This window comes from Francisella sp. LA112445 (assembly GCF_012224145.1).
Lineage (GTDB): Bacteria > Pseudomonadota > Gammaproteobacteria > Francisellales > Francisellaceae > Francisella.
Genome location: NZ_CP041030.1, coordinates 1036964 through 1053931, shown reverse-complemented (window position 1 = coordinate 1053931; position 16968 = coordinate 1036964). Strand labels below are relative to the sequence as shown.

Sequence of the window (16968 nt, the reverse complement as noted above, 5' to 3'; positions counted from 1 at the left end):
TAAACTTCTAGATTTTGATAGGAGAATTTAACCTAGAATTATATATCGTAAACTTATAAATTGCCTCTTATTTTTAACTAAAATATAAAATAGTAAACTTTCTTAAATTTGCCAATATCAACAATCCATAATAATGTTGTTTTACCCTGTTTAATATCTATTTTTTGACGAATATTATTTACTTGGATTGTATAGTTGCCACTATCAAGCTCATCTTCAAATAAATCAATACTATTTGGTATTAGTAGCCAACTTCTTAAATCTGCACGCTTAGGATCAGTATTTGAAAGGTTAAATTTCAAGTGACTTCCTAGTAACCCTCCTAATGCAAAACCTTTATCAATCTCATGCTTAACAACTTCGATTACAACATTTTGTGTAATTATTCTAGGGTACTCTTCTACCAGAGATTTAACAGCAAAAAGAGTTCCATCTAAAAGTGTTTCTGTATATGTATCAACTAATTGTTTACCTTCAGTAGAGATTGTTACTTTTTTAGGTCCAAAGAAATTATAATCAGTTTTATAAATTGGAAAATCTATCTTTTTAATTCCTGCATCTTCTAAATCTAGAGGCACTTTTTCAGATTTTCTTACATTAACTAGTCCTTGTTCATAAAACACAACAACCCTACCCATTCCCATAGGAAATGGCGATGTCTCACTTGCTATTGCAGTTTGATATTCATTTTTAGTTTGATCAAGGTATTTATTTCCAACAGTGTAGCTTTGAGCTTTAGCTAAATCAGCAACTGCTTTTTTATAGTCCTTGGAAACTGCAGATTCTAAAATAGCTTTAAAGTAATAGCTCATAGGATTACCATAAGAGTTAGGAATTCTATTAGAAAAGCTTGCCATTGTTTTTAATGTTTTAAAATTTTCACTACGAAGTTCTTTGTCTGTAAAATCATCTTCTTTTAGACTTTTCTTCGCAAGTTTCTTCATTTCATAAGCAAGTACTTGCTGTTGGTTATACCACATAGTTGCATTATCTAAACTATCTAAAGACATTAAAGCTTCTTTAACATTATTTGTCTTTAAATAATTTAATGCTTGATAGGTATATAAAAAAGTTATTTCATAATCAGGAATATTATACGCTGATTTAATATCATAATAGCTATAAGTATCCTTGCCTAATAATATAGATTTGGTTTTTTTAATGAACTCTTTTTTATTCGTTGGTATAGTTTTTATAGCTTCATTATATGATTTTATTGAGTCTTGATAATGACCATCAAGCTGTAAAAGCCTACCAGCTTCAAGTTCATTTAATGTTTTTAACTGCTTAACATTTCCTATATCATTATTCTGCTTAATAGCTTCTTGTAAATTAGATTGGATAATATCTTTACGTACAGAGCCAAATATCCAAGGATAATTAGTAGATGCAAACTCAAGATCTGCTTTATTTTTTTTAATATCATTCGATACGCTACTACAGCTACCTAAAGCTAAAAGAGAACATGATAAAAATAATAGCTTTTTAGTTTTTTTCATTTTGATAACACCAGTGCCAAGGCTCATAAATAAATCCATATTTATTGTTAGGTGGAAAGCTCATTTTAAAACCAAATTTATAAGCATTCTTTGTTAACCATTCAAACGCTTGCGTCTTTTCAAACTCTTCTGTCAAAACTTCTTTCTCATCAGCTGTAGTCAAATCTAAAGCTCTACCAGTATGATGCTCACTTTGACCAGGCAAAGCATTTACTTTACTAATTTGCTCAAGAGTTTGTCCACTAGCTAACTTCCTATCAATAATTTTCTGTTGATATTCATAGCTTCTAAAACCAGAGACTATAAACAGCTCTATTTGATCTATTCTAGCAGCCTCTTTAAGAGCAAGCCATGCTTTGTATGTAGCACGCTCTAAAAATAAATCTCTACCAAAAAAGTCTTTACCTGCTGATATTAACTCACTTTCTTTGGCTTCTAAGAATATTACTTTTTCTACCATATATTATCTTCTTGCAGTTTTAAGACATTTTTTAAATATTCTTGATGTTTACTTATATCCTGAACAGTCTCATCTGCTTTGCGTAAATTTAGTTTACTAAGATCTATTTCAATATTATTTTTACTAGCTGTTTTTGTAGTTTGTAATGTCAAATTAGTCTGTCCGCCTGTCATTGCAAGATATACATCTGCTAACAACTCACTATCTAATAATGCTCCATGAAATGTACGGTGATCATTTCTTATTTGATACCTTTTGCATAAAGCATCAAGATTATTTTTCTGAAGTGGGTGTTTTTTTCTAGCAATCTCTAAACTATCAATAATTTTTGTAACATGGTTTTCTAAAGTTCCATATTTATTATCTTTTAGAAGCCCGAGTTCCCAGTTTATAAATGGTACGTCAAAGGCTGCATTATGAATAATAACCTCAGCATCTTTTAAAAACTCAATCATTTCGCCTGCTTTTTCTTCAAAAAGAGGTTTATCTGATAAGAAATCATTTGTTAAACCATGGATAGCTAATGCTCCAGCTTCTACTTCATAATTTGGATTACAATAAAAATGTAACGTGTTACCTGTTATTCTTCTATCAATAACCTCAACTGCTCCAAACTCGATAATTCTATTACCTATCTTAAAATCAAAACCTGTTGTTTCAGTATCTATAAAAACTTGTCTAGACATTAATATTTTATACTCAGAGAAAATCTATGCAGATAATTATAACAATAGATCACTATAAATATAATGTATAGTTTAAAGAAAGATAGTTTTGTTGCTCATTAAAATGCGTACTACGTGAATTAATATTCGTATAATCAAGACCTAGCCAGGAGCCATAAAAAACATTGTACCTAACACCGGCACCATATTGATAAGAGTAATTTTGTGCATTTTGCAGAATATGTGAATAATCAATATATGGAATAAGCCTTTTGTTAAAAACTGTAGCAGTATAACTGGCTTGAGTTGACCATGAGGCTACTACACCTCCAGAGCCTAAGAATCCATCATATATTAAATTAGCACTTGGTCTTATTGAACCAAAAAATGGAACGCCTGCTATGTTTTGAGGACTCACAGATGAAGAATTATTGATCCCACCAACACCATTGTCTGTGATTAAGGCTTCTGCCTCAAAGTTTATATCTGAAATTGCTAAACCATAGTTTAAATCAAAGGATCCAACATTACCGCCATTAGCTGTCTGAAAGCCAGATACATTTGAGTATGCCGCGCCAAAAAATTGATAGTCACCAACCTTATCCATCTGATAAATATATTTGGCATTCAAGCTAAAACCTACCCCACTTTTGCTTCCAGCATTTGTAGCACCAAAGTAGTTGTTTGGATTAGCATCTAATATTACAGCGTTTAAATGTAAATCTGGAGTATGATATGAGAAATTAATATTTCCCCCCGCCTGCATAAAGTATGTACGTGTCAAAGTTGGAACATAGTTAGAAACAATATCAAAGTTACCAAACATAACTGTTGAGTTGGCAACATAACCAAAAAATGGACTTTCTGATAAGTTACCAACGATCAGATATATAGTATTTGGGGTAACATTAAACCCATCATGATGATCTTGATAAAGCGTAAAGCCAAGTAGCGCACTAAACCATGGGGAAATTGTCGAAGCTGCATATGCATTTATAGCATATGAAAACTCCATATTTTCTCCCCCAGGAGGTACTTTATTTAATCTAAACCAATCAAGTAATGCCAGCTTAGCACCAAAATATATATAATCATCCGCTAAAATACCTTGTTGCCTTGCTTGAAGCATAAATAAAGGATCGCCGGTATCTTGTTGGGTGTTTAGCATAGCATGAGAGAAGGTCTCGCTAACTCTAAAACCATTAAAAAAAGATGTTTTTATCGCATTATAATTTAGAGCTTCATTAATTTTATTATCGATACTCTTTTTTGCAACAGCTCTTTTTTCACTATCTGAAAGGGCTTCACCCTCTTTCACTGCTAAATCTTGAATGGCTTGTTTGGCCATTTTTTCCTGCTGTTTGGCTTGTTGTTTATAGCTTAATGGTGTTATATCATCGAGAAAATCCTCATTTGGAAAGACTCTTCTAAAAGCATTAGACTCTAATTCTCTCATAAAGTTAGGAGAATATTTACTACTTTGATCTTCAGAGCTATCATTACTCTGAGATACGTCATTTGCCATAGCTATATTGGATATAGCAAAAACTACAAAGATATTAAAAAAAGTAAATATTCTTTCAAACATAAGTTAGATGTTTATTTTAAGCTCGAACCACTAGTTGTTTCGATGATATTAATAATCTGCTTGTGGCTTAAAGCCTCACCTTCTTGCATCTCAATATCATCGATTAGGTTTGCTTGCTTACTTGAAACATTAATAGTATTACCATTATCATTGACAATATAAGCATAGCATAAACCAAAAATAGCTATTAATAATATTAAAAATAAAACTCTCTCAAGCTTCATAACTTATAGTTATACTTTTTTCACAAACTGTGATTTTAATTTCATTGCACCAAAGCCATCAACTTTACAGTCAATATCATGGTCACCTTCCACTAGGCGAATATTTTTAACTTTTGTGCCTACTTTTATAACTTGTGAAGATCCTTTTAGCTTTAAATCTTTTATTACAGTGACCGTATCACCATCTTCTAGTAAGTTACCATTAGAATCTCGTATAGTTAAGCTATCATCAGCAATCTCACTTGGCTGCCATTCATAACCACATTCTGGACAAATTAATAACTCTCCATCCTGATAAACATATTCAGATTGGCACTTCGGACACTGTGGTAAAGATTGCATATTTATTCCTATACTACTTAATAACGATAGTAGTTTAACATAAAATTAAAAATAATTTATTTTAAATAAATATTCTCATATATAGCGCCAGAATATTATCCTGTTGAGAAAAGTCTTTTGCTTTACCTCTATTATACCCATAGCTAAACCCTATCCAAGCATCTGAAAAAGCATTATATCTAAAGCCTGTATTAATCATAGCCGCATAGTTATTAGCTGACTGTTGGATCTGAGAATAGCTCACATAAGGAACAAGATCTTTATTATATAAATCAAAAGTATAGTCTAACTGTGATGACCAGGAATATACTCGGCCACCACTTGTTAAAAAGTCTTTAGACTGTAAACCAGGAAACATCGAAGCAGCAAAAGACTCTCTAAGATTAAATCCTGCTGAAAGATCAGTAGTCTTACTTACACCTTTATCAGTAAATACAAATTCATTTATAAACTCAAATTTATTAATATTCATACCAAAGTTAAGATCTACCACACCTACATTATCATTATTTTGATTTGTAAAACCTGATACATTTGAATATGCTGCACCAGCATACCAATAATCTCCAACTTTATCTAAATCTTTAGTGTATTTTAGGTTTACTGAATATCCTAAATTTGTATTACCATTATAAGCATTAGCAACTTGCAATAAATTATTATTACGTGAAGATCCTAAGAAAACAAAATTTGCCTGTAATCCATATTGATTATAAGAAACATTAACATTACCTCCTGACTGCATAAAATATAATCTAGTCAACGTGGGTAAAAAGTTAGTCGTCTCATTAAAGTTACCAAAATTAACCGTAGATAGAGCTGCATATGAATATATAGGAAACTTATTAAGGTTACCTAATATAAAAAATATATTTCCAGGAGTTACATTCCATTGGCCATCTGTGGTATAAGTATTTAAAGACGCATAGACAGAAGTCCATTCTCCAAGAGTACTTAGTACATAATATTCTAAAGCATAATTATTGACTGAGTTTGAGGATAAGTTATTCTGAGAATCTCTACCCCATACTGGTGTAAAAGATCCCATACCACCTAAATATAGATAGTTATCTTTTAAAAGTCCATTTTGTCGAGATTCTAAGATAAATAATCCATCTCCTGTTTCTTGTTGTGTATTAAGTAATGCTTGTGAAAATATAACATTATTATCTATACCATCAAAAAGTGGTGGTTTAACTTTATTCAAATGAGTAACTTTTAATAATGACTTACCAACATCAAATGTGCTACCTGAAGAAATAGATTCACCTTCATATTCCTCAACATCATCAATAGCAGAATTATCTTTTTGATCAGCTTGATTTTTATCTGTAGTAGTTAGTTTTTGTTGAGTATTTATATCATCACTAGCTGCATAAATATTATAAGTAAGTAAAAACAAACTTATAACGACTAAGAAAAGTTTTTTCATCTATGCAGCTTAGAAAATAAGGAATTTTAAAGAATAGTACTTTATTGAAAATTATTCAAATTATAAATCTACAACGTGACCAGATAAGTATTCTGCAACACCCTCAGGAGAAGCTTTCATACCTTCATCACCTTTGTTCCAACCAGCAGGACAAACTTCACCATGCTCTTCATGGAATTGTAAAGCTTCAACCATTCTGATAACTTCATCCATATTTCTACCTAATGGAAGATCGTTAACCACTTGATGACGAACAACACCATCTCTATCAATCAAGAAAGTACCTCTAAATGCCATACCACCTTCAGACTGAACATCATAAGCTTTTACGATTTCTTGGTTTATATCTGCAACCATAGTGTATTTAACTGGTCCGATACCACCTTCATTTACTGGAGTATTTCTCCAAGCATTATGAGTAAAGTGAGAGTCAATAGATACAGAAACAACTTCTACACCTAGCTCTTTTAACTTAGCTGTTCTTTTATCTAAAGCTATTAGCTCAGATGGACAGACAAATGTAAAGTCTAATGGGTAAAATACTACTACAGAATATTTACCTTGAATAGCTTTTGCAAAATCATAATTATCTACTATCTCACCATCGCCTAGTACAGCTGGTGCATTAAATACAGGAGCTTTTTTTCCTACTAATACCATAATACATTCCTCCATTTAGTAAATTTTTATGGTTATTTATCAAATTTAACGATACTAATTTTGCGCATTATTTACTCTTATGTCAACAACATTTATTGTATATAATACTTTGCACTTAATGTAACAATATAAAACACTATGCTTTTACCTGTTCATAAAAATACTAAACTTTTAATTTTTGATTGTGATGGAACTATTGCAAACAACATGCACATACATACTAACGCTTGGATAGATGTCTTAGGTAGAAAAAATATCACTATCACACCGATCGATCTAGAAAAATATAATGGCTTACCAAGTGAAGCTATTCTGAAAAAAGTTTTTAATTTTGATAGTAAACAAACCCCTATTATTGCAGAAGAAATTAAAACTACTTCTTACAGGTTTCTGGATAATACTACCCCTATTGAACCGGTTGTTGATTTAGTTAGACATTACTATAAAAAAATCCCAATGGTAGTGATATCAGGAGGTAAAAAAGATAATGTATATAAATCTTTAGATATATTAGAGCTTACCGATTTATTTGATGAGATCATTACTGCTGATGATAACCACCCAAGTAAGGACTCTCCTAAAGCTTTTACTCTATTAGCCGAGAAATATAATGTTAAGAGTCAAGAGTGTCATGTTTTTGAAGACGGCGTTCCTGGTTTGATAAATGCTTTAAAAGCAGGTATGACTGTTACTGATGTGAGAAATATTAACTTAGATTAACAAAAGTAAGACATCTAATATAAATAATTGATAAAATATACTTTATATCTTTTAAAATAATTTATAGCGATGAAAAAAACTGCCTTACTAACTAGTTTATTTCTAATATCCACACTGGGATATACAAAAATCGTTGATACAACTGTATGGAAAACTCAGGAAGTTGAAAAAAACTATCTCACAAAATATTTCTGCAATAAAAAGCTCTCTAAAGAAGATTGTCAAAAAAATATACAAAATGTTAAAAATTACGGTATCAATGTTGAGTCTCTGGCTAATAAAAATATTAAAGATATCGAGTTAAATAAAGTAACTTATAGCACGACAAACTCTTTCCCTGCTACAGGTAAAGTTGAGTCTAATGTATCAGGACTGTTAATGTTACCTGAAACAAAAGATCCAAAAGGAGTAGTAATATACTATCATCCTACTATTTTTGATAATGCAGGAGTCGCTTCTAATTTAAGTAAAGATAATAAAACAAGTACACTTTTTAATACGATTTATGCAGCTATTTATGCAGCTAATGGATACATCGTTGTTGCTCCAGATTATATAGGGCAAGGAGATGATTATAAAAATTTCCATCCATATGTTCTCTACCCAAGACAAACAGTAAATACCGCGGTTGATATGTTAAACAATGTTAGTCAAGACATTCGTGATAAATATAAATTTACAAAAAACAAACATTTAAACCTTTATTCTGTAGGATATTCAGAAGGTGGAGCTTATTCAATATGGAGCGCCAAATGTTTAGGGTGGCGAGGTAATTGTAAAGGTGTTAGTAAGTTAAATAGTCTATACAAATATAGGGCAGCTGCAGGTTTAAGTGGTGCTTATGATATCAGTCAAACTACACTAAATTTTATGACTGATAATAATGACTCTGATAAATATGCTATACATAGTAAGCTGATAACAACTATTTTAAAGCCTGGGCTTATGTCTAACACTTTTATGAGCTATTTACACTATGGAAATACTTCAAAGGATATTAGCATAAGAGATTTTGATAGTGCATTCTTTAATATGCAATGTTCAACTTTCTCTCAAGGTAAGTGTAATCTCCAGGGCAAACATTATACATTTGCTAATCTTTTCCTACAGAAACATATTCCTAATACAGCTTTTGCCACTGCTATATTTAATAGTGCATTATATAAGAAATATCCCAACCAAGAGTCTGCTTCACACTATGGTATACCTACTGGCAACAATTCAATGTATGACTTATTTAACCAAAAGATATTTACCAATAAAGAGTTAATAAAAGCAATGAAACAAGCAGATATTGTAAATCAGGGTGAAAAAACTAGAACACCTATGTATTTATTTGCTCTTAAAGAAGATTCTGTTGTTACCCCTCTAAACTATTATAAATTTATGAAAAATGCTAATGCTATAGTAGATGGTTTTGTATTAGATAATGATAAAATTTTAACCAGTAGCATTGATTGGTTACCAGTTAATCTTGATATAAATGAAATAGATCATGTAACTGGAGAAGTTTATGCTAACTTATTTGCATATAATTATATAAATGATATGAATAGGGTTTACTCATAATATGATTAAAGAAATAACAGAAAGAACAGGTATTTTAGTTAATGATCAAGGTATAAAGAAATTAGAGGATGCTAATATCTTTATAGCCGGTTGCGGCGGTGTTGGATCATTTGTTATAGAAGCATTAGCACGAGCAGGTGTAGGTAATTTAACAATAGTTGATATGGATGTTGTTGATCCATCAAATATTAACCGTCAACTTATAGCATTGCAAAGCACTGTTGGTATGCCTAAAGTTGAAGTTATGAAAAAGCGTATAAAAGATATAAATCCAGAATGTAACGTTAATGCTCTAGAAACTTTTATAAATCCAGAAAATACTAATGAACTACTTACTCAATATAAATATGACTATGTTATAGATGCTATAGATACATTAAATGCTAAAGTAAATCTAGTAAAAACTGCACATGAGTTAGGATTAAAAACTATATCAAGTATGGGAGCTGGAGGAAAAACTGATCCTACACAGATTAAAGTTGCCGATATTTATAAGACAGATGTTTGTGCATTAGCAAGGGCTATGCGTACTCGTCTAAAAAAACAAAAAGTCAAAAAAGGTATAAAAGCTGTTTTCTCAACTGAAAAAGGTATAGCCCCCCTACCTCCTAAAGATCCTGAACCAAACCAACTAGGTAGATCTAGAGCTACAAATGGTACTCTGAGCTATATGCCCTCTTTATTTGGCCTAACTATAGCTGGAATTGTTATCAAATCAATTATAGGAGATGATTTTAATCATTAAATATTTTCATTATCCCTAGAAATGTAAATCTATATAATTTACCCTTATATGTATTAGCAGTTGATTTAAATTTAATATGCAAAAAACTTTTAACTTTAAATATTTATTACTAATATTTTTGATCATTATAATCTCAAGTTGTTCTGAAAATACAAAAATTGATGATAAAATGGGGGCTTGCGAAATATTAGCTCAGTACTCTAGTTGGAAAAAATCTCTAAAAACAGCCCAAGATAAATATAACCTTCCTCCTGCTTTTGCTATGGCAATTATTTATCAAGAATCTAAATTTGATGCAAATGCTAAAAGCAAATACTCTTCAGCATATGGTTATGCTCAAGCAGTTGATGGTACCTGGAAACATTTCCAAGAGGATGTCAAATCAAATGCTAAACGGAATAATTTTGATGACAGCGTACAGTTTATAGGCTGGTATATGTCGCAACTTTCAAAGAGTTTAAAACTACGTATGACAGATAGCAAAAACTTATATATGGCATATATGCTTGGAGCTACAGGATTTAAACGTTACAAATCAGGCACATTTAAAAATAAAGCAAAAATACAAGAAGATAAAAAAATAGCCGAAAAAGTTAGTAACTATACTAGAGTTTACCAATCACAATTTAAAAACTGTAAAATCTAAAACTTTAATGAAAAAACTATTTTTAATTACACTTATATTATTTGTTCTAAATCCAACAAATATTTTTGCTAAAACTGATTATCCATCGAATACAAATATTTGCCAAATATTGAAATATCACCCTAGTTGGAAAAAGTCTTTAATCAAAGCTAATAATAAATATAATATTTCTCCAGCTTTTACTTTAGCTATTATACATCAAGAATCAAAGTTTCATGCAAATGTAAAAAATTCTCACTCATCGGCATTTGGCTATGCTCAAGCATTAAATGGTACATGGAAAGTTTTTCAAAGAGATGTTGAGCCTAACGCTAAACGTAATAATTTCAATGATAGTGTTGAGTTTGTTGATTGGTATATGGCACGATTAGCTCATAAACTCGATATAAAAGCCTCTGATAGCTTTGATCTATATTTAGCATATATGCTAGGAGAAGGAGGCTATAGAAACTATATGGATAATCCACATAAAAGCAGCTCCATGTTACATAGAGAAGCAATAGCTGCGAAAGTAAGACTTAAAAGTCAGGTATATAACCTAGAACTTGAAGATTGTAAAATCTAAAATCTATACGCAAGAGTTGTCATAACTTTTGATTGTAGCTTCATAATCATTTTAACAGGTTTAGGAAGTTTTTTACCTCCTGCCTTTTCTGCTTCAATCGCATGCTCTGACTCATCTATATACATTTGTTTAAGTATCTCACGTGAGCGATTATCATTTACAGGTAAGCTTTTTAAATGTGAGTCTAAATGCTTCATTACTTGTTTTTCTGTCTCAATAACAAACCCATAACTTAAACTATCACTTATTGAGCCTGCTGTTGCACCGATCCCAAATGACGCCCAGTACCAAAAAGGATTCAGTAAGCTAGGTTGAGCATCTAACTCTTGAAGCCTTTCACCACACCATGCTAGATGATCGTATTCTTCATCTGCGGCCATGTATAAATGCTCCTTAGTTTCAGCTGATTTTGCTACACTAGCTTGCCCTCTATATAAACCTTGGGCACAAATTTCTCCAGTATAATCAACTCTCATCAAACCAGCAGCATGTTTCTTATCCTCATCAGATAATTTACCATCAGCTATATCACTGCTAGGCGATTTTCTATTAGGATTCAAAGGAGCTTTTGTAAACCTTGCATAACTATCAAGTTCCTCAATAACTCTATCTAAAAATGATAACTTTCTCATAATCGATTACCCACTTAATAAAATCCGTATAATGCATTAGCTGCGACTATTGCAAATAAGATATTGAGTATCAAAAATACCCAACCTACACTAAAACCTTCTTTTATAGAAAATATCGCATAAATTGCTAAAACAACCCCACATACAACCATTGGCTCATTTCTACCTAAAAGTATACCTAAAGATAAAGATATCAGACCGATAAAAGCAAACACTCTTGGTATATTTAATTTGTGTTTACTAAAATAGTAAATACAAAATACAACTACTAGAAATATAAAAACTCCTAAGTTATATGTCTTTTGTACTTGAAAAAAAACCATAATAGCACTAATAAACGCTATAGCCTGCGAACCACTGAAAAATGGCTCTTTTTGTATAGCAGCTGAAATAAATAAGAAAAATGTCGCTACTAATACAATTACATTCTTATCAGAAACATTCGTCTCAGTTAGGCCAAACATAAATATTATAAGACCTATAATACCTAAGTATAAACCTATATTTTGTATATATTTCTTTTGCATATATAAGTAGATAAGTTTATTTGAATACTATTATAAATATAAACTATAGTTGTTACAAAAGTTTTCATTGAATAACAAGCAAATAATTATGTATAATTATAAATATATTTCTTGTATTCACTTTTTAGCATAAAAAAGGAGATTTTAATGGCTAGAAAAAAAATAGCACTTATCGGTGCTGGTCATATTGGTGGTACACTTGCTCATTTAGCACTTATCAAACAACTAGGCGATGTAGTTTTATTTGATATTGCTGAAGGTATGCCTCAAGGTAAAGCTCTTGACTTATTACAAACGTGCCCTATTGAAGGCGTTGATTTTAAAGTTAGAGGTACAAATGATTTTAGAGATCTTGAAAACTCTGATGTTGTAATCGTAACAGCTGGTGTTGCTAGAAAACCTGGTATGTCTCGTGATGATCTTTTAGGTATCAATATCAAAGTAATGCAATCAGTTGGTGAAGGTATAAAACACAACTGCCCTAATGCTTTCGTAATATGCATCACAAACCCTCTAGATATTATGGTTAACATGCTACAAAAATTCTCTGGCGTTCCAGATAATAAAATAGTAGGTATGGCAGGAGTTTTAGACTCAGCTAGATTTAGAACTTTCTTAGCTGATGAGTTAAATGTTTCTGTACAGCAAGTTCAAGCTTATGTAATGGGTGGTCATGGTGATACTATGGTACCTCTTACTAAAATGTCTAATATTGCTGGTGTTTCTCTTGAGCAACTTGTAAAAGAAGGTTCATTAAAGCAAGAAAGATTAGATTCAATTGTTGCTAGAACTAGAAGTGGTGGTGGTGAAATTGTAGCTTTACTGAAAACAGGTTCAGCTTACTATGCACCTGCAGCTGCTGGTATTCAAATGGCAGAAAGCTATCTTAAAGATAAAAAAATGATCCTACCATGTGCTGCTAAAGTAAAAGTTGGTATGTATGGTTTGGATGAAGACCTATTTGTAGGTGTCCCTACAGAGATTTCTGCAAACGGTGTAAGACCTGTAGAAGTTGATATTTCTGATAAAGAAAGAGAGCAATTACAGATATCTATCGATGCAGTTAAAGAGCTAAATAAAGCTGCTGCTGAAATTTTAGCAAAATAAATTTTTTATTAAGGATCTAACTAATCCTTATACTATCTACATCTTAAAACTCATTCTACAAAGTCAAGAATAATATTTAACTATTTAGTATTTTAAAATCTAAAAAAATTGATAAAATTTTACATATAAATTCGAATGTATACCATATTAGTATACATTCTCAATATTAAAAATACATTAAAGTAGGTTTTACTATGTCTGACAAAAACTATCTTGGCATTAATATTAATTTATCCAAAGATCGTGAGCTTTCAGAGCAAGCTTTACAACTTCTTACAAACTACTATTGCTTGGAGAATGAGCCTTCTCCTCAATATGCTTTTGCTAGAGCTGCTGTGGCGTACTCATTTGGAGACACTAATTTAGCACAACGTATATATGATGCTGCATCTAACGGTTGGTTTATGTTTGCATCACCTGTACTTTCTAACGCTCCTTTACCTGGTGCAAAAGTTAAATCGCTACCTATTAGCTGTTTCTTATCATATGTGCCAGATTCATTGGAAGGACTTATTGAGCACTCTTCTGAATTAAGATGGTTATCTGTAAAAGGTGGTGGTGTTGGTGGACACTGGTCAAATGTAAGAGCTGTCTCAGATAAAGCTCCAGGTCCAATACCATTTATGCATACAGTTGATGCTGATATGGTAGCTTATAGACAAGGTAAAACTCGTAAAGGCTCATATGCTGCTTATATGGATGTATCACATCCAGATATTGTTGAGTTTTTAGGTATCCGTGTACCTACAGGTGATGTTAATAGAAAATGTCTTAACCTTCATCATGCTGTAAATCTTACAGATGACTTTATGCAAGCGGTAGCTAATGATGAAGATTGGAAACTTGTTGATCCTGATGACAAAACTGTAAGAGATGTGGTTAAAGCTCGTAAAATTTGGGAAACAATACTTGAGACTCGCTATCGTACAGGTGAACCGTATCTAAACTTTATAGATACTGCAAATAGAGCATTGCCAAAATCTCAAAAAGAACTTGGATTAACTATCAAAGGTTCAAACCTATGTAATGAAATCCACTTAGTTACAGATGAAAATCGTACTGCAGTATGTTGCCTATCTTCTGTAAACTTAGAAAAATATGATGAGTGGAAAGATACAACACTTATCAAAGACTTAATTAGGTTCTTAGATAATGTATTACAATTCTTTATTGATCATGCTGGAGATGAGATATCTAAAGCAAGATATAGTGCATCTCGAGAGAGAAGCCTTGGTCTTGGAGCTATGGGCTTTCATTCATACCTACAAAAACACCGCGTAGCTTTTGAATCTCAAAGAGCTAAAGAGATTAATGAAGAAATATTTAAGAGAATAAAAGACCAAGCTGTAGAAGAAACACTAATCTTAGGCAAAGAAAAAGGTGAGGCACCTGATATGGCTGGCAGTGGTCGTAGAAATGCACACTTATTAGCTATTGCTCCAAATGCTAATAGCTCTTTAATCCTTAACACTTCTCCTAGTATTGAGCCTTGGAAAGCAAATGCATTTACATCTAGAACAAGAGTTGGTTCACATCTAACAAAAAATAAATACCTAGAGCAAGAGCTTGAGAAAGTTGGTAGAAATAATGAAGAAGTTTGGTCTGATATTATTACTAATGGTGGTTCGGTACAGCAGTTAGACTTCTTAAGCAAAGAAGTAAAAGATGTATTTAAAACAGCTATTGAAATGGATCAAGACTGGGTTGTATATCTAGGTGGAGAGCGTCAGAGATACCTATGCCAAGGTCAATCTTTGAATATTTTCTTCCCTGCTGGAGCATCTAGAGAATATTTACATAAAGTTCACTTTAATGCTTGGAAATATGGTTGCAAAGGCTTATATTATTTAAGAACAGAAACTTCTAATAGAGCCGAAAATATTTCTAAGAAAGTAGAGAAACAAAGACTTGTTGAGTTCTCTGAGATTAAGCAATCTGAAAATGAATGTATCGCTTGTGAAGGATAAAATATGAAAGTAAAAATATATAGCAGAAATGGTTGTCCTTTTTGTGTTTGGGCAAAGCAATGGTTTGATGAGAATGATATAGCTTTTGATGAAATTGTTATGGATGATTATGCTCAACGTGCTAAGTTTTACGATGAGATGAATCAAAGTGGTAAAGTTAGCTACCCTATCTCAACAGTACCACAAATATTTGTTGATGATGAACATATCGGTGGCTTTACAGAATTAAAGGCTAATGCTGATAAAATCTTAAGTAAAAAATAGGTAAAAAATAGTGGAAGTAAAAATATATACAAGAACAAACTGCCCTTTTTGTGACCTTGCAAAAAGCTGGTTTGGTGCAAATGATATCCCTTTTACACAAATAACTCTTGATGATGATGAAAAAAGAGCTAAATTCTATGATGAAGTAAATAAAAACATACTTCTTATCGAAGAACATGTTAGAACAGTACCACAAATATTTGTAGGTAATGTACATATCGGCGGTTACGATAATCTTATGGCTAGAGCTGGTGAAGTTATAGCTAGAGTTAAAGGCTCATCTTTAACAACATTTTCAAAAACGTATAAACCATTTAGCTATCCTTGGGCAGTTGATCTGACAGTTAAACATGAAAAAGCACACTGGATTGAAGATGAAATTGACCTTTCAGAAGATGTTACTGATTGGAAGAATGGTAAAATCACAAAGGTTGAAAAAGAATATATAACAAATATTCTAAGATTATTTACTCAATCTGATGTTGCAGTTGGTCAAAACTACTATGATCAGTTTATTCCTGCATTTAAGAATAATGAAGTACGTAATATGCTAGGATCATTCGCTGCTCGTGAAGGTATCCACCAAAGAGCATATGCCCTACTTAATGATACATTAGGTCTTCCTGATTCTGAGTACCATGCTTTCTTAGAATACAAAGCAATGACAGATAAGATTGATTTTATGATGGATGCCGACCCTTCAACTCGTCGTGGTTTAGGATTATGTCTAGCTAAAACAGTATTTAATGAAGGTGTAGCATTATTTGCTTCATTTGCAATGTTACTAAACTTCCAACGTTTTGGTAAGATGAAAGGTATGGGTAAAGTTGTAGAATGGTCAATTCGTGATGAATCAATGCACGTAGAAGGTAATGCAGCATTATTTAGAATATACTGCCAAGAGAACCCATATATAGTTGATAATGAATTCAAAAAAGAAATTTATCTAATGGCTACTCAAGCTGTCGAACTTGAAGATAGATTTATTGATCTGGCGTATGAGATAGGTACTATTGAAGGTTTAAATGCAAATGAAGTAAAAGAATATATTCGCCATATTACTGATAGACGTTTAAACCAACTAGGTCTAAATGAAATATACAATATTGAAAAAAATCCTCTAACTTGGTTAGAGTGGATCTTAAATGGTGCTGACCATACTAATTTCTTTGAAAACCGTGTAACAGAATATGAAGTTGCTGGTTTAACTGGTAACTGGGATGAAGCTTACCAATAATTTTTCTATTATTTCAACAATGACTTTTAATCAAAAATTTAGCAAATATAGTTAGTTATTTTTTGCTTTATATTGAATATTTGAATACTTAAAAACATTTAATAAGTAAGATTATAAAA

19 protein-coding genes are annotated in these 16968 nt (G+C 31.7%); 9 read left to right on the top strand and 10 right to left on the bottom strand.

Annotated features, from left to right (window positions below; all coding sequences use genetic code 11):
- Positions 1–77 precede the first annotated feature (77 nt).
- From FIP56_RS05185 to FIP56_RS05145, 8 genes are all read right to left on the bottom strand, one after another.
- Positions 78–1499 carry a hypothetical protein gene (locus FIP56_RS05185; RefSeq protein WP_192578858.1) on the bottom strand — a complete coding sequence of 474 codons (1422 nt, stop codon included), beginning with the start codon at positions 1497–1499 and terminating at the stop codon, positions 78–80.
- Positions 1486–1959 (bottom strand): M15 family metallopeptidase, encoded by a 474-nt coding sequence (locus tag FIP56_RS05180; RefSeq protein WP_192577880.1) that lies wholly within the window; start codon positions 1957–1959, stop codon positions 1486–1488. Before FIP56_RS05180 ends, FIP56_RS05185 begins: the two co-directional genes overlap by 14 nt.
- Positions 1953–2645: a DNA polymerase III subunit epsilon gene (dnaQ, locus tag FIP56_RS05175; RefSeq protein ID WP_192577879.1), complete on the bottom strand. Its 693-nt coding sequence runs from the start codon at positions 2643–2645 to the stop codon at positions 1953–1955. The genes FIP56_RS05180 and dnaQ overlap by 7 nt, the downstream gene beginning before the upstream one ends.
- Positions 2646–2697: 52 nt before the next feature.
- Entirely contained in the window at positions 2698–4212 is a 1515-nt protein-coding gene (locus FIP56_RS10310) for a hypothetical protein (RefSeq protein WP_209451860.1), read from the bottom strand.
- An 11-nt stretch (positions 4213–4223) separates the two neighbouring features.
- Positions 4224–4436 carry a hypothetical protein gene (locus FIP56_RS05160; protein WP_192577878.1) on the bottom strand — a complete coding sequence of 71 codons (213 nt, stop codon included), beginning with the start codon at positions 4434–4436 and terminating at the stop codon, positions 4224–4226.
- Positions 4437–4445: 9 nt separating this feature from the next.
- The gene (locus FIP56_RS05155; protein WP_192577877.1) at positions 4446–4778 is read right to left on the bottom strand and encodes a zinc ribbon domain-containing protein YjdM; all 333 of its coding nucleotides are present in this window, start codon (positions 4776–4778) and stop codon (positions 4446–4448) included.
- Between the two features lie 61 nt (positions 4779–4839).
- Positions 4840–6210, bottom strand: a complete 1371-nt coding sequence (locus FIP56_RS05150; RefSeq protein WP_192577876.1) for a hypothetical protein — start codon at positions 6208–6210, stop codon at positions 4840–4842.
- A 60-nt stretch (positions 6211–6270) separates the two neighbouring features.
- Positions 6271–6873, bottom strand: a complete 603-nt coding sequence (locus FIP56_RS05145; RefSeq protein WP_209451874.1) for a peroxiredoxin C — start codon at positions 6871–6873, stop codon at positions 6271–6273.
- Positions 6874–7008: 135 nt separating this feature from the next.
- Here FIP56_RS05145 and FIP56_RS05140 point away from each other — a divergent pair, with 135 nt between their 5' ends.
- The 5 genes from FIP56_RS05140 (at position 7009) to FIP56_RS05120 (ending at position 11115) form a co-directional block, all read left to right on the top strand.
- Positions 7009–7590 (top strand): HAD family phosphatase, encoded by a 582-nt coding sequence (locus FIP56_RS05140; protein ID WP_192577874.1) that lies wholly within the window; start codon positions 7009–7011, stop codon positions 7588–7590.
- Positions 7591–7659: 69 nt separating this feature from the next.
- A complete protein-coding gene (locus tag FIP56_RS05135; RefSeq protein ID WP_192577873.1) occupies positions 7660–9159 on the top strand; it encodes a lysophospholipase in 1500 nt (499 codons plus the stop codon).
- 1 nt (position 9160) lies between these two features.
- A complete protein-coding gene (locus FIP56_RS05130) occupies positions 9161–9904 on the top strand; it encodes a tRNA threonylcarbamoyladenosine dehydratase (RefSeq protein ID WP_192577872.1) in 744 nt (247 codons plus the stop codon).
- A gap of 76 nt (positions 9905–9980) precedes the next feature.
- Positions 9981–10550 carry a transglycosylase SLT domain-containing protein gene (locus FIP56_RS05125; protein WP_192577871.1) on the top strand — a complete coding sequence of 190 codons (570 nt, stop codon included), beginning with the start codon at positions 9981–9983 and terminating at the stop codon, positions 10548–10550.
- Positions 10551–10557: 7 nt separating this feature from the next.
- Positions 10558–11115, top strand: a complete 558-nt coding sequence (locus tag FIP56_RS05120; protein ID WP_192577870.1) for a transglycosylase SLT domain-containing protein — start codon at positions 10558–10560, stop codon at positions 11113–11115.
- On the opposite strand, the gene coq7 is transcribed toward FIP56_RS05120, so the two are convergent.
- Positions 11112–11747: a 2-polyprenyl-3-methyl-6-methoxy-1,4-benzoquinone monooxygenase gene (coq7, locus tag FIP56_RS05115; protein ID WP_192577869.1), complete on the bottom strand. Its 636-nt coding sequence runs from the start codon at positions 11745–11747 to the stop codon at positions 11112–11114. The two genes, FIP56_RS05120 and coq7, sit on opposite strands and share 4 nt — an antisense overlap.
- A 14-nt stretch (positions 11748–11761) precedes the next feature.
- Positions 11762–12274: an MFS transporter gene (locus FIP56_RS05110; RefSeq protein WP_192577868.1), complete on the bottom strand. Its 513-nt coding sequence runs from the start codon at positions 12272–12274 to the stop codon at positions 11762–11764.
- Positions 12275–12421: 147 nt separating this feature from the next.
- Here FIP56_RS05110 and mdh point away from each other — a divergent pair, with 147 nt between their 5' ends.
- The 4 genes from mdh to FIP56_RS05090 all read left to right on the top strand — a co-directional run bounded on the left by mdh (position 12422) and on the right by FIP56_RS05090 (position 16849).
- A complete protein-coding gene (gene mdh, locus FIP56_RS05105; protein ID WP_192577867.1) occupies positions 12422–13381 on the top strand; it encodes a malate dehydrogenase in 960 nt (319 codons plus the stop codon).
- 194 nt (positions 13382–13575) lie between these two features.
- Positions 13576–15348 carry a ribonucleoside-diphosphate reductase subunit alpha gene (locus FIP56_RS05100; RefSeq protein ID WP_192577866.1) on the top strand — a complete coding sequence of 591 codons (1773 nt, stop codon included), beginning with the start codon at positions 13576–13578 and terminating at the stop codon, positions 15346–15348.
- Between the two features lie 3 nt (positions 15349–15351).
- Positions 15352–15612: a glutaredoxin gene (locus FIP56_RS05095; RefSeq protein WP_192577865.1), complete on the top strand. Its 261-nt coding sequence runs from the start codon at positions 15352–15354 to the stop codon at positions 15610–15612.
- Between the two features lie 7 nt (positions 15613–15619).
- Positions 15620–16849, top strand: a complete 1230-nt coding sequence (locus tag FIP56_RS05090; RefSeq protein WP_192578856.1) for a ribonucleotide-diphosphate reductase subunit beta — start codon at positions 15620–15622, stop codon at positions 16847–16849.
- Positions 16850–16968: the final 119 nt, after the last annotated feature.